The organism is Amycolatopsis sp. NPDC114505, from assembly GCF_055633615.1.
Genome location: NZ_JBVKDV010000004.1, coordinates 678,730 through 696,352, shown reverse-complemented (window position 1 = coordinate 696,352; position 17,623 = coordinate 678,730). Strand labels below are relative to the sequence as shown.

Below are 17,623 nucleotides of genomic sequence, written 5' to 3'. Positions count from 1 at the left end.
GGCGTCCCCTGATTGCGGCCATACCTACCGCCGATCATCGGCAACGGCACCGGGCCAGCAATACCCGGTCGGGGCGACCATCCACTGGACGGTGACCTGGTCGGGAGCCGGGGCGAGCGGCACCTTCCCCGACCTGACCACGTCGGCGACAGCAGCGTTCCGGGTCGCCGAGGTCCAGGCGCTCGGTACCGGGCCCCGCTGACCAATCGGACCGGCTGCCGACAGCCGCTTCGCGCATCCGCATTCCCATTCTGAGCCGTGCACCAGCTTTCACGAGGTGTACGGCGCGGTCGAACCATGCCTGGAGGAACGTCGTGACGAGTATCCGCACCGGCGAACGCGGCGCCGGAACCGAAGTGGGTTCCGAGTCGTGGCTGGGAAAGAAAGGCCATCTCGCCGCGGTGCCGACAGGACGCCGGGCACGCCGGCGTTTGCCGCACCTTCTGGTCGGCGTCCTGCTGATCGTGGTGTGCGTCGGCGGAGCGCTCTGGTGGTCGAGCAGCGCGCAGGGACGCGTGCCGGTGCTGGCCGTCGCCCGGCCGGTGAGCGTCGGACACGTCCTTGAGCGAACGGACGTCCACGAGGTCGAGATCTCGGCTGCCGACGTGGTCGCGACAGTGCCGGTTGAGCAGGCGGCCGCCGTGCTTGGTCGGCCGATGGCGACGAGCCTCGACCCGGGAGCGTTGCTCACCCCGGGCAGCGTCGGCCCAGCGACGATCCCCGCTGCAGGGCACGCGATCGTGGCGGTCGCGCTGAAGCCGGGGCAGTTCCCGCTCGAGGTCGCGCCCGGCGCTCCCGTCCTCGTCGTGACCGCCACGCCTTCGGCCGTTGCGTCGTCGGCCGCGCAGGAGAGCGGACAGACGTGGCCAGCCACGGTGACGGGGCTGGTCAAAGGGGAGACTGACCAGAACACGGTTATCTCCCTGCAACTCCTGGGCGACGCCGCATTCGCACTCGCCCGGGTGCCGGTCGGCCAGGTGGCGCTGGTCATGCTCCCGGGCGGTGAACGCTGATGTTGATCGCTCTCGCCAGCGTGAAGGGCTCGCCGGGCGTCACCACCTTCGCCCTCGCCCTGGCCGCGAGCTGGCCGACCGAAGTCCGGCGTGTGGTCGTCGAGTGCGATCCCGCCGGTGGGGACCTGGTGCAGCGATTCGGTATGGCCGCGTCGCCGGGACTTCTCAGCCTTGCGGCGGCAGCACGGCAGCCCGTGGATCCCGATGTCGTCTGGAGCCATGTCCAGCCGCTTCCGGGTGGCGTCCAGGTCATTGCCGGTCCGCCGGGCGGGCATCAGGCTCGGGCCGCGCTGAGCACTCTGACCTCGGCGGCCTCACCGCTCTACGGCACTGCCCGTCGGCCGGCGGTGGCGATGTTCGCCGACTGCGGGCGCCTGGACCCGGGTTCCCCTGCTGAGGCGGTGATCCGTCACGCGGACGTCCTGCTGTTGATCTCCGGCACGTATAGCGACGAGCTCGCCCACCTGGCCACCCGCGTTCACGACCTGGGCCGGACAGCCGCCCGCGCGTGCCTGGTACTCGCCGGACGCGGGCACGCGACCCACGAAGTCGCGCGCGAGCTGGGCATACCGGTCATGGCAAGGATTCCCCACGACCCGACTGCCGCCGGGCGCTACACCGGGCGAGCGGCGCCTGGTCGACGGCGAGCAGGTGGGCTTGCCCGGGTCGCGACCGCCGTTGCTGAGGCCCTCTCCGGTGAACCCGCTCGCGAACCGTCACCGCCATCGCCGAGCGTCGTGCAGCAGGTGCCGGGTGTACCTGCCCAGCCCACAGCAGCGTCCGGCGTTCGCGTGCTGCCACCGACGGCCCTGCACAACGGCCACCTCCACAGCACCGCTCCCGGGAAGGACGTCCGACCATGACCGTGCTCGACGAGCACCGCCGGCCCGACCCGGCGGCTGAGTCCGGTCCCGAGGCACGCCTGCGGGAGTACTTGAGGCACACCCTCGCCGATGAGCTGCCGAGCCGCGCCGGCGCCGGCACGGAGTCAATGACCGGCACGCGGCGCCGCGAACTCGCCCGCGAGGTTCTCCGCAGCGCGGGCGCGGCGCACAGCGAGGCCGAGCTGCAGGCGGGCCGGTTGCTGGTGACACCGGACACCGAGGCCCAGCTCGTCGAAGCCGTGCTCGACGAGGTCTTCGGGCTCGGCGGGCTGCAGCCGCTGCTGGACGACCCGACGGTCGAGACGGTCAACGTCAACAGCTTCGACCGCGTCTTCGTCCAGTACTCCAACGGCACCCGAGCCCAAGTGGCGCCGGTCGCGGGCTCGAACGACGAGCTGACCGACCTCGTCCGCACCCTCGCCGCGCGGGCCTCCTCGGAGGAACGCCGCTTCGACCGCGGCTCGCCCGCGCTGAACCTCCAGCTCCCGGGTGGCGAGCGCCTGTTCGCCGTGCTCGGCCTCACCGCCGGCGGGGTCACAGCGTGCTCGATCCGCCGTCACGGCTACCTCACCACCAGCCTCGCACAGCTGCGCCGCCGCGGCACCCTCGACGTCGGCCTCGAACGGTTCCTGCGCGCACTGGTGCGAGCCCGCAAGAACGTCCTGATCACTGGCGGTGCCGGGTTCGGCAAGACGACGTTGCTGCGGGCGATTGCGGCGGAGATGGATCCGCTGGAGCGCATCGTCACCATCGAGGATGCCTTCGAGCTTGGCCTCGGGCTCGATCCGCGCCTGCACGCCGACGTCACGGCGCTGCAGGCCCGTCAGCCCAATGTCGAAGGCGCGGGCGCGATCAGCCAGGCCGAGCTCGTCCGCTGGGGGCTGCGGATGTCCCCGGACCGGGTGATCGTCGGGGAGATCCGCGGGCCTGAGGTCATCCCGATGTGCAACGCGATGTCCCAAGGTAACGACGGTTCGATGGCGACGCTGCACGCGAGCAGCTCGAAGATCGCCTTCACCCGGCTGGCGTCCTACGCCGCGCAAGGCGCCGAGCGACTGTCGCTGGAAGCGACCGCGCTGCTGGTGGCGTCCAGCGTGCACTTCGTCGTGCACCTGGCCAAGGCAGCCGACCGCACGACCCGGGTCGTGTCCTCGATCCGCGAGGTCGTCGACGCCGACGGCGGAACCGTCGTCTCCAACGAGGTCTACCGCCCCGGCTCCGATCTTCGAGCGCGCCCGGTCGCCGGCGCACTGCGCGCGGACACGCTGAACGACCTCGTCGACGCCGGCTTCGATCCCGACCTCCTAACCCAGCCCGAGGGGTGGTGGGCGACATGACCAGCATCCTCATCGGCTGTATCACCGGGCTCGGCACCGCCGCGGGCCTGCTGCTGACCCTCGTCGGCTTTCGCCGGCCGCAACCGCTGTCCCGGACGCGGCCCGCCCGGCAGACGCGGTGGCGAGCCGACCGAACCCACGCACTGCGCACGGGCGCGGCGCTCGGCGTCGGCCTGGTGGCCGCGGCGACGACCGGCTGGGTGGTCGGCGGGCTGCTGGCCGCCGCGGGTGCGTGGTTCCTGCCGGCGTTGGTCGGGCCCGACCGTGCGCATGCGCGGCGGGTGGCGCGGATCGAAGCGGTGGCGTCGTGGACGGAGATGCTGCGCGACACCCTCGCGGCCGCGGCCGGGCTCGAGCAGGCGATCCTCGCGACCGCGCCACTCGCGCCCACCGCGATCCGCGACGACCTCGGCCGCCTCGCCGCGCGGCTGCGCAGCGGACACCGGCTCGCCCCCGCCCTGCGGCGCCTGGCCGAGGAGCTGGCCGACCCGACCGCCGACTTGGTCATCGCGTCCCTGGTCCTGGCGGCCGAACACCAGGCTCGCCGGCTCGGCGAACTCCTCGGCTCGCTGGCGGAGACCGCGCGGGTGCAGGCGGCAATGCGGATGCGCGTCGAGACCGGCCGCGCCCGCACCCGCACCTCGGTGCGGGTCATCGTGGTCACTACGCTCGGATTCGCCGTCGGCGTCGTGGTCCTCAACCGCGCCTACCTCACCGCCTACGACGGCCCGCTCGGCCAAGCCGTCCTGCTCGTCATCGGTGCGCTGTTCAGTACAGGGTTCGCCTGGCTGACCCGGATCGCCGCCGGCCGCCCCACCGCCCGCGTCCTTTCGCTGAGCGACCCTCCTCAACCCGACCCGGCCACGGCCGCGGCGTTGCAGGGCGGTGAGCAGGCATGATCGTCGCGATCCTGTCCGGCGCCGGAACTGGACTTGGCCTTTGGCTGGTCCTGACTTGGGCGATCCCGCCGCAAGCCACCCTGCGCGGACGCCTCGCCACCGCGACGGTCGACCTCGTCCCGATCGCAGCGGCCACCGACACCCAATGGGCCACCACACTGGCCCGGCCTCTCATCCCGGGCCTGCGCGCCCTCGGCCTCCCGGGAGACCGGCTGACCCGGGACTTGCGGGTGCTGGGTCGCGGCGCCGACACCCACCTGGCCGTGAAAGCCGTGCTGGCCTGCGCTGGGCTGCTGACGCCGCTGCTGCTCCAGGGTCTGCTCGTCCTCGTCGACGTGCACCTCGGCGTCGAACTGCCCCTGGCGCTCGCGGTCCTGCTCGCGGCGGCCGGATTCGTCGCACCCGATCTCGAGGTCAGGGCCAAGGCCGCGCGTGCACGTGCAGAGTTCCGCGCCGCGCTCTCGGCGTTCCTCGACCTCGTCTGGATCACCCTGGCCGGCGGCGCCGGCGTCGAAGCGGCACTCCTGGCCGCCGTGAACGTCGGCCGGGGTGGCGCGTTCGACCAGCTGCGCCGCGCGCTGGACGCCGCCCAGCTGACGCGCACCGCACCGTGGTCCACCCTGCGCCGGCTCGGCGACGAGCTGGACATCAGCGAACTCGCCGAGCTCGCGGCGTCGATCTCTCTCGCGGGCACCGAAGGCGCCAAAGTCAGAACCTCCCTGGCCGCGAAAGCCGCCGCGCTGCGCACCCACCTGGTCGCCGACGCCGAAGCCGCTGCCCAGGCCGCGACCGAACGCATGGCGCTCCCGGTCACCCTGCTGTTCCTCGGCTTCCTCGGATTCACCGCCTACCCCGCCGTCACCCAGGTCCTCAACGGCCTCTGAGAAGTTTATGAGTTCGCGATTTCTGAAGCAATTTCCGCGACGAACCCGAAGGGAGGTCCTCGTGATCAGCATAGTTGAGTGCTTGGGTTCGCGAACCCAAGTGTCAGTCGGTCGTGTCGAGCTGCCGGGTGTGGGTGTACCGCTCGGCGCCGCCGATGGTGAGTCCAAAGAGGTCGGACAGTCGCCGGACGTCTCCGGTGGTGATTGCCTCGTGGAGGATGCGGTCTTCGCGGATGGCTTGCGCGGAGAAGCCGATGGTGGCGCTGATCCAGGTCGGGTCGACTCGGCAGGCGCGGACCGCGGTATGCAGGTTGATGAACAGGTACGGGTTGATCGAATGCGGCCAGCGCCTTGCACGTTCTTCAAGCCAGGCGGCGAGTTTGGTGCGGACAGGTTCTGCGAGGAGGATCGCGCGTCCGTCGATGTGAAGGTGCCCGTCTCGGACGTCCGTCAGCAGCAGGACGCACACATCCTTGGGGCGCAGGGCATGGAACGCGATGAGTGCGGCGAGCGCGGCTCGAATGGGTTTGGTGCTGAGCATCGCATGGCGCACCGGTGTCAAGTCGATCGGCAACGGATGGTTGCCGACCTGGGGGCCGCGCAGCCGGAGCGTCGGGTTCGTGAACACGAGGCGGCGGGCCTTGAGGAATCGGAACATCGTCCGCAACGCGGTCAGAGTCTGGCGGTAGCGGTAAGCCTGGGCGGGCATGACCGCGATGACGTCGTCTCGACCGACCTCTCGCAGCGAGGAAAAGCCATTGCTGGTTGCCCAAGTGCGTATGGCGGGAGCGGCGTGAGTGATCCGGGCTCGAATGGTGGCGGGGTTGAGCGGTCGCGAGCGTGGCGGTGTGGTGCTGCCGTCGCGCATCGCCTGGAACCACTCACGAAACTCATTGGCCATGGGCTCGGGCAGATCGGCGACCTGTCGTTCGGCGTAGGCGTCGAGGGTGGGCACACGATCGTCGTCGAGCAGATCGGCGGCGTCCAGAATTTCCAGGACGGACTTGAGGTTGTCCAGCGAGCGGCTGGTCGTGACGGCCCCGGCAGCGCTGGCGGTGATCGGTGCGCCGGGTGTGTCCTGAGTGGCGAGGAGCATGCGGATCGCGTTGCGGGTGTTGCTGTGCAAGCCTTTGCCCCAGCCGTGCCGGCTGGCGTGGTCAGTGAGGACGTCGTCGATGGCGACGGCCAGGTCGGGCAGCGGCAGGGCGAGTTCTGCCGGCCGCACGGCGGTGTAGTCACGTTCGAGGTCGCACAGTGTGAGCTGCCTATGCGAGACCGGGTAGTGGCTCGGCCATGCCGCGGCCGGGATTGGCGGCGGGGTAGGGCGTTTCTGCCGGAACAGGTCGGCGATGAACAGTTGCTGACCTTGCCGGTTGGCCTCGACGACGTCGATCGCGTAGTGGGGCGTGCGGACGAAGTGAGCCTGCCGACAGCACAGCCGGCAGTAGCCGCGCTCATTCAGCGGCACCATGCGCCTGCAGGAAGGACACCGCGACGGGGTGGAGAAACGGTGATTCCAGCCACGGCAAGCCTGGCAGACGCCGCCGTGCCACCGGGTGATGCCCCAGGCCAGGCAGTCCCGGCAGTGCGTGACCAGCGGCGCCTGACGGTGGCAGTGCCGGCACAGGCCCGCGGTGAAGTAGTCCTTGTCCGATCCGCATCGCTTGCACCGAACCGGTCTTTTCCAGACGCGAGGCACGCACACGTAGCAGGAGCGGCGTCCGCTATAGGCGATGGGGTTGACGCCGCAGTGCTCACACCGCCGAACGCGGCTCATGCCGGTGGGATGCTGCGGTGTCGGCCAAGCCGCGGCTTGATGACCGGTGGCCCGCCCGCCCCGGTCGTTTCGGCGGCTTTCTTCGGCTTGCGCGCGGCCACTTTCTCCGGCTCGCAGATGAGCAGCTCCGTGGGCTGGCATTCCAGCACCGAGCAGATGACCTCGAGGTCGTCGAGCCGGATGGTGGTGGGTGTGCCCGTCCACAGGGCCGACATCTTCCCGGCGCTGACCTCCATACCCGCCTCTGCCAGTCGACGGCGCATCTCTGTGGACTTCCAGATGCCCGCCTCGGCTGCTTTCATGCGCAGGTTCCAGCGCATCGGATCATTCCTCCTTACCGTTGAGCCGGGCGGCGACACGGTCATTGGCGGCCGCCCACGCTCGTTCGACGTGCTCGTCATGGACATGGATGTAGCGGGTCGTGGTGGACAGCCATTCGTGCCCGAGCAGTTCCTGAATGGCTTTGAGATCCATGCCCCGGGCATAAAGCGCCGAGGCGCAGAAATGCCGCAGTACGTGCGGGGTCAGACGTCCTACCCAGGATGGCAACCACAGTTGCACGGCGTCGACGAACCCGGCGCGCAAGGCATTCGGGCCCGCGCGCATACACCGTCCGGTGTTGCGGTCGCGGCGCTCGCTGGGCAGCAGCGGCGCGTCGGGGTCTGCCCAGTCGTCGCCGAACTGGTGTCGCACGTCGGTCAGCCACCACTCGATCAGCGCGTCGACGGAGTTGATGGCGGGCACCAGCCGGGTCTTCGGACCGTGGCCTTTGCTGCCTTTGCCGAAGCGCACGTGAAGCTTGCCGTGTTCGCCGAGATCTGGTCGCCAGTCGCGGATGTCCAGCATCGCGGACTCGCTGATCCGCAGGCCGACCCTGCGCCACAACGACGCTGCGAAGTAGTCTCGGGCTGCGGGCAGGAACTTGCGGGTCTCCGGCAGGCTGTCCCGCCATGCCGAGAACAGGGTGTCCACCTCGTCCTCGGCCGGCGGGATTCGCAGGATGCCATGTTCGGTGCTTCTGGGCCGGTTGAACTCGTCGATCGGCTGTGTGACGACGTAGCCGGTCAGAGCGTGGATGTCGCCCTGATAGCGAGTGATCAGGAAGTCGAAGAAGACGGCCAGTCGAACAGCCTTTTGGTAGATGGTGGATCTGGCGAGGCCGCGCTTCCGTTGCGCGGCAAGGAAGCGGTCGGCGTCCTCGGTCTGCACGGTCCACGGTGGACGCCCGACAAACTTGAGGAACTGGAAGACCGCCGACCTGTCCGAAGCCACCACGCCGTCGCTGACGCCCGAGCCTGCAAGGGCCAGTGCGAACTGGTCGACCAGTTCCTGCTCGAAGTCTTCCAGCTCTTGCGCAGTCCGCGGGCGCCGAGCGCTGCCCAGCGAGCGCACCACCGTCAAGGCCATTGGATACCTCGGTTCATCCGACGCCAAGATACGTCGAGAACATCGGCAGTTCGTCAGGAATCTGGACACTTCGTCGAGATCTTCACGCCAACGAGTGAACCGGGGTCTACCAGGAACAACGCCCTGCCAGCAGGCGGGCGCGCTCAACGAACTCGAAGCAGTTCAGACACACCGTCCACAGGAGACACCCATGCTGACCTACTGCCGAACCCTCTGGACCATCCTCGCCGCGCGGATCCTGCTGCTGCGTAGGGACAACAGTCGCGGCGAGATCACCACCACGGTCATCGTCACTGCGTTGATGGCGGTGCTGGCCATCGCGTTGATCGCGATCATCGCTGCCAAGCTGACCGCGAAAGCCAACAGCATCGACCTCGGCAGCTGACATGACCTCCACTTCACGTGGTTGTCTCGCCGAGGTCCGGCGACGAGTCCGGCGAGCGTTGGCGGGGGAGCGGGGGGAAGTCACCGTCGAGCTGGTGATCGCCACCCCGCTGCTTCTGCTAGCGCTGCTGGCAATAATCCAGTTCGCGCTCTGGTCCCACGCGACCCACATCGCCCAAGCCGCGTCCGCCGAAGGGCTCGCCGCGGCCCGCACTCAGGACGGCACCGCCGCGGCCGGCCACGCCGCCGCCCAACGCCTGCTCGACGACCTCGCCCAGGGGCCGCTGCGGTCCTCGCACGTCGCGGTGACGCGCACCGCGACCTCAGCGTCAGTGAGCGTGCAGGGCGAGATCGTCGCCGTCCTGCCCGGTGTGCACCTGCACGTGCACGCCGAAACCGCAGGCGAGGTCGAAAGGTTCATTCCCGACGCCTGACCGAAGAGGGGAAGAAACCATGCCATTGCTGGAAAAGCCGGATCCGGTGGCCGCCGGCGACTTCGCCGACGGTCCCGACATCATGCTGTGGAATCCCGCACTCACGGAGAAACGCTGGCGACACGAGGTCGTTCGCGAGTTCCTCCTCCGGTCCTGCTCGATTCGTTGCGTCGCTGGGCTGCTGACGCTCGCCTTGGCGCTGGGGACCGACGTCACGCGGACCCTCGCGGGCGCACTCATGATCGCCAGCGCCATCGCGCTGCTGCTGAGCGGCCTCTGCGATGCGGTCATCACCGCGGCCTGCCTGACCACCGATCACCAGCATCCGCATGGACACCGATGCCGTCTCGAACGCTCGCCCGGCAAGTTCTTCTACCGGAGCGACGATTTCGCCGACCTCGGCGACACGGCTCACCAGACGGCCGGCCTTCTGATCGATCTCATCGGCGAACTCCACGACAGCACCGCACGCGACTGGCTGGACCCCGACCTGCCCCGCCGAGCCCACGAAGCCGTCTGGGAGGCACTGACCCGTCTGACCCGCACACGCACCGCGCGTCGGCACACCGCGCTCGCGGCGGCACCGGGGGAGACCGGCCTCGCGTCGGCGACCGCGACGGCGATCACCGAGTTCGACACCCAGCTCGGCGAGCTGCTCTTCCACCTCCAGGGCTGCGTCACGCTCACCCGCGAATGGGACGCCAAGCTCCGCCACGCCGACCTCGTCGAGCGCACCAGCGTCGTCCACGCCGAGCTGCACACCGCCTCTCTCCGCGCGACGGTCGACGCCGCGGCGGAGCTGCCGAGGTCCGTGTTCGCGTACGTCACCGCCGCCCGCGACCTGACCGGAGCCGGCCCATTCCCGTGGGAGCCGGTGTCCGCGGAGCCGAGCCGGTGACCGCCACGCAGCCCGGCCGGGCGGCCCGCTGGTGGCGAGCCGAGTGCGGATCGGTGACTGCCGAAGCAGTGCTGGTCGCGCCGGTGCTGGTCATGCTGCTGGTGTTCGTCGCCGTGGTCGTCCACCGCGGCGTCGACGCACGGCTGCGGCTGGACGACGCCGCACACCAGGCCGCACGGGCGGCGAGCCTGCAGCGCACCCGAGCGGCCGCCGGCACCGCGGCGGACGCGACCGCCACCTCGGCGCTGGCACATGCCGGGCTGGATTGCCGCGACGCGGCGGTCAGCACGAGCACCTCGGCGAGCCCGGGTAGCACCGTCGTCGTCAGCGTCCGCTGCACCGTCGACTTCGGCCAAGCACTGATCTTGGGCGTCCCCGGCACTCGGACGCTCAGCGCCACGGCCAGCGAAGTCATCGATACTTACCGCTCCCAACCCGCCGCCGGAGGCGCGTGATGGACGCCCGCCGCCGCGCGGCGTGGTGGCGCGCCGACGAAGGCCGCGTCACCGCCTTCGTCGTCGTGTTGACGGTCGGTCTCCTGGCGCTGGCCGGTCTCGGGCTGGACGGCGGCCTCGCGCTCGCCGCCAAAGTCCGCGCTCATGGCCAAGCCGAATCCGCCGCCCGCGCCGGCGCACAGGCGATCGACCTCGCCGCGTACCGGGCCACCGGCGCGCTGCGGCTGGTACCAGCAGACGCCGACGAACTCGCCCGCCGGTACCTCGCCGGCATCGGCGCCACCGGCACCGTGACGGCCACGACCGACACCGTGACCGTCACCGTCACAACCAGCCAGCCCACGCAGCTGCTCTCACTCATCGGCATCCCGACGATCAGCGCCCACGGCAACGGCGCCGCCCACCCCCAGCGCGGCATCACCGCGCTCGAGCCATAACCCTCGAAGGAGAAGAGCATGATCACGACCGATGAGATCGAGCGCCGTGTCGAGAAGGCCGACGCGGACAAGAGCGCCAGGAGGACGGCCGCAGCCCGCGAGGTCGGCGAGCTCGCACACCGCCGTGCCACGCTGGCCGACGAATTGGCCGAGGTCGAACGGAAGCTCGGCACCGTGCTCGCCGCGGCGGCGGACGTCGTCGGCGTCGACGAGCTGGCCGAGTTCACCGACGTGCCGGCTGCCGACCTCACCAGGTGGCTCACCGCCGGCAAACCCCGCGCGCGGCGCGGTCGCCCGCCCGGAAGCCGCCGCCCGAAACCAGACACCCAGCCCGGGACCTCGCCAGCACCCGCACCGCCGGAACCCCGCCCTGGGCCGTTAGCGCTGGGTACGCAGCCCCCGATTGCGCAGGGCCAGCGAAGCTGAGCCGGGGACGCTGTGGTGCCAACACATCGTGCGGTCCTGCGCGGCGCGCGACGGCTGCTGCAGGCCGGCGTGGCGTTCACGCTGCTGTCCGGGCTGTGTGCCGGGCTGCCGTGGGTGCTGGCGCGGTTCATCGGCTGGCCCCTCCCAGATCATCTGCCGACGACGGCAGAGGTCGGCGAGGTGCTGGCGGGCCCGCTGTCGACGAGTCTGCTGCTCCACGTGCTCGCGTGCGGCGCGTGGCTGCTGTGGGGCGCGTTCATCGTCGAACTGTTCAGGTGTGTACGGGAGCTCGTCCTCGCCGCCGGCCGGCCGGAGCTCGCCCGGCGCGGCAGCCCGCTCCGCCGGATCGCCGCGGTGCTCATCACCACCGTTGTGGTGTCGTTCCTCAGCCGCACCGCCCTCGCCGCATCCGGCGGAAGCAGCGCGGTCCAGCCCGGCGTGACTACGTCGGCCACCGCGGCGTCGGTTGTCGATGGCGTGCCGGAGGATGTCGAGCTGGTGCGTCCGCCACGCGACGGTGTTCATGATTCGCTGTACCGGATCGCGCAGCGCCGTCTCGACGACGGCAACCGGTGGCCGGAGATCTGGCGCTTGAACACACAGCGCACCCAGCCCGGCGGTCGCAAGCTGACCTCGCCCAGCCTGATTCATCCCGGCGACCAGGTCCGCCTGCCGCCGGCCACCAGGCCCGTCCAGCCGAAACCACTGCAACTGCGACCACCGCCTCCGGCGAAGCCCGTGACGGTCTCCCCGCCGAGCCCGATTATGAGTCCCGCCGCTTCTCCCGGCCCTGGCTCGGCTTGGGGACCTGGCGTGTACGTCGGTCTCGGGCTGGCGGGCGCGGTCAGCACGGCGCTGCTGGTCGCCCGACGACGGCAGCGCGCCGGCTACCGGCCCGGCAGCGGTCAGCGCGGCGACGACCTGCCCGCCGCCCCAGTGGTCTACCAGCTGCAGCTGGCACACCAGCACGCCCAGGCCGGACTCGACGAGGCCGATCCGGCCAGCGGGGAAGTAGACGGCGACGTTGCCGAGCCGGATGCGACGCTTGAGCTGAGTGACGTCGTCGATGAGGTCGCCGCCGAACTGGCTCTCGACCTCGCGGCGACGCACGGCCTCGGTCTCATCGGACCCGGCAGCCACGCCGCGGCCCGCGCGCTGCTGCTCACGGCCATGACCTCCACCCGCGGCCCGCAGGTCGTCGCGCCGGCTCCGGATCTGCGTAGCTTGCTCGGCCTGCCGGACAACGGCGCCGACCTGCCGGACGGCGTCCACGTCGTCGATGACCTCGCGTCCGCGCTCGCACGCCTCGACAGCACGCCGGAGAGCGTCCGCAGGATCCTCCTAGCGGGCGCGCCGACAGGTGAGCCCGATCGCGCACGGCTGCAGCACGTCCTCGCCGAAGGCGACATTGGCACGACCGTGCTCCTGCTCGGCCAATGGCATCCCGGCGTCACGGTCTATGTGGACGCCGCGGGCGTGATCACCGCGACGTCACCAGGCCCGGGGGAGCCGATGCGCGGCCGGCGAGCCTTTTCCCTCCCCGAATCCGCGACCCGCGAGCTGTTCACCCTCTTCGACGCCGCACACGGCGTTCGGGACGAACAGCCCGAGCCCGCGGTCGGGTCCAGCCACGAGTTGGAGATCGCAGGCCCTCCAGCACCTGACCAGCTCGAAGCAGCACCCGAGCCGGTGACGGCACCTACCACCGAAGCACAGCGCGACGTGGCGACGCCGCTGATGCTGTCGGTGTTCGGGCAGCCGACGTTGTCATGGCGACCGGACGTCACACGCCCGGAGGACGTCGTCGAAGTCACCGGCAGCCTGTCGCGGCGGCTGTGGGAGCTGCTGATCTACCTGGCGCTGCATCCGGAGGGCGTTCCGCGGGCGGCGATCATCGACAGCCTGTGGGCTCACCGCCCAGCGCGGGATCCGGCTGCCGTGCTGCGCACCGTCCTGTCCCGCCTCCGCAGCACCATCGACAAAGCCACAACGCCCCACATCAGCGAACTCGTGGTCGTCCAGCACGGCCGGTATCGCCTCGACCCCGCGGTCGTCGAGGTCGACTACTGGGCGTTCGCCGGCGCGCTCGCCCGCCGCCGCACTACAACTGACGACCACCAGCGTGCCGCGGTCCACGCCGCGATCGTCGCCAGCTACGGAGGCGAGCTGGCTGCCGGCGTCGAAGCCGAATGGCTCACCGCGCTACGGGAAGGCGTCCGCCGCGACGCCCTCGACGCCGTCGCCGCCCTGGCCCGCGCCAGGGTCCAGAGCGATCCCGAGTCCACGCTGGAGCTTCTGGAATCGGCGCGGGACGTCGACCCGCACAACGAGCTGCTCTACCGCGACATCATGCGACTCGAACACAACCTCGGCCGGCACGACGCGATAGCCAGGACGCTGCGCCTGCTCGAAGCACGCCTCGCCGAGATTGACGAAACACCGACTGCCGCGACAATCGAGCTCGCTGAGCGCCTACAAGAACTCCACGTCGGAATAGCAAGTCCGAAAGACTGAAACATCGTGTCGACGCAGTAAAAGTACCTCTACGCTGAAATAGCTGAGCAGCCGCGACGGATGTTAATGTCGACGCACTGATAGTCATCGCGCAGAAAAGTCTCCCGGTGTTTCCGTTCAGAGTCGACATCATTCCCTGCGTCGCCGTCGAGGTTCCGCAACGCTTCCCATGGGCCGACGCAGCGCCGCATCGACCCTCTGATCGACCCATTCGCTGGAACCGGCCGTCCAGAGGATCCGCCTTTCGCGCGACCGCCCGCCGCCGGGAGTGCCCACCCGGGTGCCGATCGGGCTGGCGTTCCGTGGACCGTCTAAGGCGGATCCTCCGCGTGTGCGGGTATGGGCAGGTCAGGGCCTACATGCGGGGATCCGCTGATATCCCAGACTCGCTTGGAGACAAGCAGGTAAGCACATCAGGCCCGCCCCGTCGATCCCGCTCCTGTGATCAGGTCACCACGGTCCAGCTCCGCCGGCTATCTCACCTCGTGTCTACAGTCATCTCTTTCTTAGTTTTATTTCAAATGAAATGGACATTCCTCTTCGTGTGCGGACTAGTCGGCGGCTGCTCAGTGCTGCGGCCTGCACAAACGGTTCGGTGGGAATGCTTGAGATTCTTCTATTTGGATCAGAATTCGTCACCCGAATGGGGTGTGGAAAAGGATTGCGCGCGGCTGGTTTATCGAGTTACTTTTGTTGTGTCACCCGGTGAATCCGGAAATCAATAAGAAACGCGACGAATCATTCTGATCCGCCGCATCATCCGCGCCATCCACTTGGAAAGGAGTACCCGCGATGACCACGCCCACCCCGCCCGTCACGGCACCCACCACCGGGCCGACCACCCCGGCAGGCGGGACGGCGACCCGGCTCCGCAACGGCGAACTCCGCGCCATGGTCGCCAAAGTCCTGGCCGACAACCCCGGAACCATTCACACTCCGGGCGGTATCGCGGCCACCCTGAACCGCTCATCCGGCGCCGTCGGCAACGCCTGCAAAGCACTCGCCGACCGGGGAGAAGCCGAACTCGCCGCCGCCGCACCACTGAGCTACCGGGCAACGCCGACCACGGCGGCCGCCGCCGCGCCCGCCATCACCCCCGCGCCACCCCGCACACCCCGCGCGCCACGCCCGAAAACACCCACCGCGCCCCCGACCAGCCCCGCTCCATCCACGACGGGCAGCACCACCACCCGACCGGCGCGCACGATCACCGGACCGGTCAAACGTCCGAACGGCATGGACTACCACCCCCGGCTGCTGTCCGGCATGCCGGACGTGACCGCACTGGCGCGGCTGCGCGACGCCGGGGTCGCCGCCCTGCTGTACGGCCCACCCGGCACTGGAAAAACTTCGGTGGTGGAGGCGGCGTTCAACGACTGCCTCACCGTGCAGGGCGACGGCGACACCGTGGTCGCCGACCTCGTGGGCGACTACACCAAAACCCCCGACGGCGACTTCGTGTTCGTCCACGGGCCGCTGGTCCGCGCGATGCGCGCCGGGGTGCCGCTGTTCATCGACGACGCGACCCTGATCCCGCCGACCGTGCTCGCCGTGGTCTACCCCGCGATGGACGGACGCCGCGAAATCCTGATCAAGGCCAACGGTGGCGAAGTCGTCACCGCCGCAACCGGGTTCTACGTCGTCGCCGGACACAACCCCGGCGTCCACGGGGCCATCCTCACCGACGCCCTCTCCTCCCGCTTCTCCGTACACATCCAGGTCTCCAGCGACTACGCCCTCGCCGAACAACTGGGAGTGGACAAGAAAGCCGTGCGGGTGGCCCGCAACCTCGCGACCCGGCAGGAAAAGGGCGAGATCGGCTGGGCGCCCCAGCTGCGGGAGCTGCTGGCGTTCAAGAAGCTCGCCGACGCGTGGGACCTCGACGCCGCCGCCGGAAACCTGGTCGGGATCGCGCCGGAAGAGGACCGGGCGACCGTCGCCGCCGTAGTGCGCGACGTGTTCGGCCGCACCGTCGCCCCGCTCGCCCTCGGTGCCCGCATCCCCACCAAACCCTGAACCGTCACGACCAGCCAACCGTCGCGAAAGGACTTCGTCATGAGCGCCCACTTCATCACCGACCCGACCGCCACCGGTGCCGCCGTGTTCCCCGCGCGCCCGGAGTGGCTGACCCTGTCCGCCGCGTTCGCCGACGAGGTCCCCGTGCTCGCTGACCGCGACGACCTCGTGGTCACCGTCGCCCCCGGCGCGGGCGGAGGCGCCCCCGCGTGCTTTTACCCCAGCCGCGCCGTGATCGAAGTCGACGGCGAACACCTCGGCGTGGACCCCGCCACCGTGGACCCGGCCAACCTGTCTGACCGCGCCCGCTACGCCCCGGCATGGGGTGCCCTCACCCACGAATGCGGACACGCCAAACACACCGCGTGGGAACCCCCGGACGACGCCCTGCCCGCCGTCGTCGCCGCGATGCTGCTGGAAGAGCCCCGGATGGAAGCGGCGCACATCCGCCGCCGCCCGGACGACCGGCACTGGCTGCGCGCATGTGTGAAGGGCATCGTTGCGACCGACCTGCACCTCTACGCCGACCCCGCCACCGCCCCGAAGATGACCCCCGCCGACGCCGCACACACCGCCGCGCTCCTGCTGGGACGCGCGGACGGCGGAGTGCTCACCCGCGCCGAGGTCGCCCCTGTCGCCCGGGTGGTCGAGGACGTGCTCGGCGCGGAGGTGTTCGGCAAGCTGCGGGCGGTATGGCGGCAGGCGCTGCGGACCGCCGACGACGCGGGCGAGGAAATGCTCGAACTCGGGCGGCAGTGGTGCGAGATCCTCAGCACCGACCCGACCAGCCCGGACCCGGCCACGCAACCCGCCTCGTCCGGCACCCCGGCCTCGCCCGGCGGCCCGTCCGCACCCGGTACCCCGGCCGTCCCGTCGCCGTTGGCGGACGCTATTGCCGCCGTGCTGGGTGGGGTGGCGGCGAACGTCGCAGGGGAGACGGCACCCCAGGACCCTGCCGCCGTCGCTGCCGCCGAAAAGGAACGCGACGACGCCGCCGAACGAAAGGCGGGGGCGGTGGCGCGGCGGGTGTTCGGCACCGGCGGCCCCCGTGGCGGCGACACCAGGACGACGGGCACCCGGCCGCCCACACCCGAAGAGTGCACGGCTGCGCGGGTGCTCGCGCGGGCGCTGGACACCGCCGGAACCCGCGAACGCGTCGCCGTGCGCTCCACCTCGGAGGTACCGCCGGGACGGCTGCGGATGCGGGGTGTGCGTGCCGCCGAAGCCCAGCGTGCCGCTGGGGCCGTGGTGACCGCCGAGCCGTTCACCCGCACCATCCGGACACCGGTCACGGTGCCGCCGCTGCGGGTCGGGATCGCGTGTGACGTGTCCGGCTCGATGGGCTGGGCGCGCGCTCACGTTGCCTCGGCGGCCTGGATCCTGGCCAACGCCGCCCGGCACACTCGGGTGCCCGCAGACAGCGCGAGCGTGATCTTCGGGCACCACGTGCGCCCGCTGACCCGCCCGGGCAAGCCGCCGGCCGAGGTCACCGAGTTCCGCTCCAACGACAACTACGAGGACATCCCCCGGGCGCTGGATGCCCTCGACGGGTCCCTCGGCCTGTCCCGCCCGGGCGCGGCCCGGCTGGTGGTCATCGTGTCCGACGGCAACTTCCGCGCCGATCCCCGCCATGACGGGCAGAGGAAGCTCGACCGGTTGCGCGCGTCCGGGTGCGCGGTGCTGTGGCTGACCACCAGCGACACCGACACCCCGCTCGATGGGGCCATCGTCCACGTGCTGACCGACCCGGCTGCCGCTGCCCGCGCCATCGGCTACGCCGCGACCACGGCATTGCGCGCGACCGCTCGCCGGTAGGCGCGTCGGGCGCTGCACCTGTGTACCTCCACACCGCTGACTA

17 protein-coding genes are annotated in these 17,623 nt (G+C 70.4%); 14 read left to right on the top strand and 3 right to left on the bottom strand.

Annotated features, from left to right (window positions below):
• Nucleotides 1-314 precede the first annotated feature (314 nt).
• The 5 genes from ACZ7OU_RS40975 to ACZ7OU_RS40955 are packed head-to-tail and all read left to right on the top strand — an operon-like array spanning nt 315 to nt 5,017.
• On the top strand, nt 315-1,013 hold the full coding sequence (locus ACZ7OU_RS40975; protein WP_470259422.1) for an SAF domain-containing protein: 699 nt from the start codon (nt 315-317) through the stop codon (nt 1,011-1,013).
• Nucleotides 1,013-1,876: a carbon monoxide dehydrogenase maturation protein gene (locus ACZ7OU_RS40970; RefSeq protein WP_470259421.1), complete on the top strand. Its 864-nt coding sequence runs from the start codon at nt 1,013-1,015 to the stop codon at nt 1,874-1,876. Before ACZ7OU_RS40975 ends, ACZ7OU_RS40970 begins: the two co-directional genes overlap by 1 nt.
• Nucleotides 1,873-3,234 (top strand): CpaF family protein, encoded by a 1,362-nt coding sequence (locus tag ACZ7OU_RS40965; protein ID WP_470259420.1) that lies wholly within the window; start codon nt 1,873-1,875, stop codon nt 3,232-3,234. The genes ACZ7OU_RS40970 and ACZ7OU_RS40965 overlap by 4 nt, the downstream gene beginning before the upstream one ends.
• On the top strand, nt 3,231-4,133 hold the full coding sequence (locus ACZ7OU_RS40960) for a type II secretion system F family protein (RefSeq protein WP_470259419.1): 903 nt from the start codon (nt 3,231-3,233) through the stop codon (nt 4,131-4,133). Before ACZ7OU_RS40965 ends, ACZ7OU_RS40960 begins: the two co-directional genes overlap by 4 nt.
• The gene (locus tag ACZ7OU_RS40955; protein WP_470259418.1) at nt 4,130-5,017 is read left to right on the top strand and encodes a type II secretion system F family protein; all 888 of its coding nucleotides are present in this window, start codon (nt 4,130-4,132) and stop codon (nt 5,015-5,017) included. Before ACZ7OU_RS40960 ends, ACZ7OU_RS40955 begins: the two co-directional genes overlap by 4 nt.
• 103 nt (nt 5,018-5,120) lie before the next feature.
• Here ACZ7OU_RS40955 and ACZ7OU_RS40950 read toward each other — a convergent pair whose 3' ends face one another.
• From ACZ7OU_RS40950 to ACZ7OU_RS40940, 3 genes are all read right to left on the bottom strand, one after another.
• Nucleotides 5,121-6,488, bottom strand: a complete 1,368-nt coding sequence (locus tag ACZ7OU_RS40950; RefSeq protein ID WP_470259417.1) for a hypothetical protein — start codon at nt 6,486-6,488, stop codon at nt 5,121-5,123.
• Nucleotides 6,489-6,790: 302 nt separating this feature from the next.
• The gene (locus tag ACZ7OU_RS40945; RefSeq protein WP_470259416.1) at nt 6,791-7,114 is read right to left on the bottom strand and encodes a helix-turn-helix domain-containing protein; all 324 of its coding nucleotides are present in this window, start codon (nt 7,112-7,114) and stop codon (nt 6,791-6,793) included.
• A gap of 4 nt (nt 7,115-7,118) precedes the next feature.
• Nucleotides 7,119-8,201, bottom strand: a complete 1,083-nt coding sequence (locus ACZ7OU_RS40940; RefSeq protein ID WP_470259415.1) for a tyrosine-type recombinase/integrase — start codon at nt 8,199-8,201, stop codon at nt 7,119-7,121.
• Nucleotides 8,202-8,391: 190 nt separating this feature from the next.
• Here ACZ7OU_RS40940 and ACZ7OU_RS40935 point away from each other — a divergent pair, with 190 nt between their 5' ends.
• From ACZ7OU_RS40935 to ACZ7OU_RS40895, 9 genes are all read left to right on the top strand, one after another.
• Nucleotides 8,392-8,586 carry a hypothetical protein gene (locus tag ACZ7OU_RS40935; protein WP_395930710.1) on the top strand — a complete coding sequence of 65 codons (195 nt, stop codon included), beginning with the start codon at nt 8,392-8,394 and terminating at the stop codon, nt 8,584-8,586.
• A 1-nt stretch (nt 8,587) separates the two neighbouring features.
• On the top strand, nt 8,588-9,019 hold the full coding sequence (locus ACZ7OU_RS40930) for a TadE/TadG family type IV pilus assembly protein (protein ID WP_470259414.1): 432 nt from the start codon (nt 8,588-8,590) through the stop codon (nt 9,017-9,019).
• A 19-nt stretch (nt 9,020-9,038) separates the two neighbouring features.
• The gene (locus tag ACZ7OU_RS40925; RefSeq protein ID WP_470259413.1) at nt 9,039-9,917 is read left to right on the top strand and encodes a hypothetical protein; all 879 of its coding nucleotides are present in this window, start codon (nt 9,039-9,041) and stop codon (nt 9,915-9,917) included.
• A 53-nt stretch (nt 9,918-9,970) separates the two neighbouring features.
• Entirely contained in the window at nt 9,971-10,372 is a 402-nt protein-coding gene (locus tag ACZ7OU_RS40920) for a TadE/TadG family type IV pilus assembly protein (RefSeq protein ID WP_470259412.1), read from the top strand.
• Entirely contained in the window at nt 10,372-10,809 is a 438-nt protein-coding gene (locus tag ACZ7OU_RS40915; protein WP_470259411.1) for a pilus assembly protein TadG-related protein, read from the top strand. Before ACZ7OU_RS40920 ends, ACZ7OU_RS40915 begins: the two co-directional genes overlap by 1 nt.
• An 18-nt stretch (nt 10,810-10,827) precedes the next feature.
• A complete protein-coding gene (locus tag ACZ7OU_RS40910) occupies nt 10,828-11,235 on the top strand; it encodes a hypothetical protein (protein ID WP_470259410.1) in 408 nt (135 codons plus the stop codon).
• A gap of 69 nt (nt 11,236-11,304) precedes the next feature.
• Nucleotides 11,305-13,749 carry a BTAD domain-containing putative transcriptional regulator gene (locus ACZ7OU_RS40905; RefSeq protein ID WP_470259409.1) on the top strand — a complete coding sequence of 815 codons (2,445 nt, stop codon included), beginning with the start codon at nt 11,305-11,307 and terminating at the stop codon, nt 13,747-13,749.
• A 792-nt stretch (nt 13,750-14,541) separates the two neighbouring features.
• On the top strand, nt 14,542-15,765 hold the full coding sequence (locus ACZ7OU_RS40900) for an AAA family ATPase (RefSeq protein WP_470259408.1): 1,224 nt from the start codon (nt 14,542-14,544) through the stop codon (nt 15,763-15,765).
• A 39-nt stretch (nt 15,766-15,804) separates the two neighbouring features.
• Nucleotides 15,805-17,580, top strand: a complete 1,776-nt coding sequence (locus ACZ7OU_RS40895) for a vWA domain-containing protein (RefSeq protein WP_470259407.1) — start codon at nt 15,805-15,807, stop codon at nt 17,578-17,580.
• Nucleotides 17,581-17,623 lie beyond the last annotated feature (43 nt).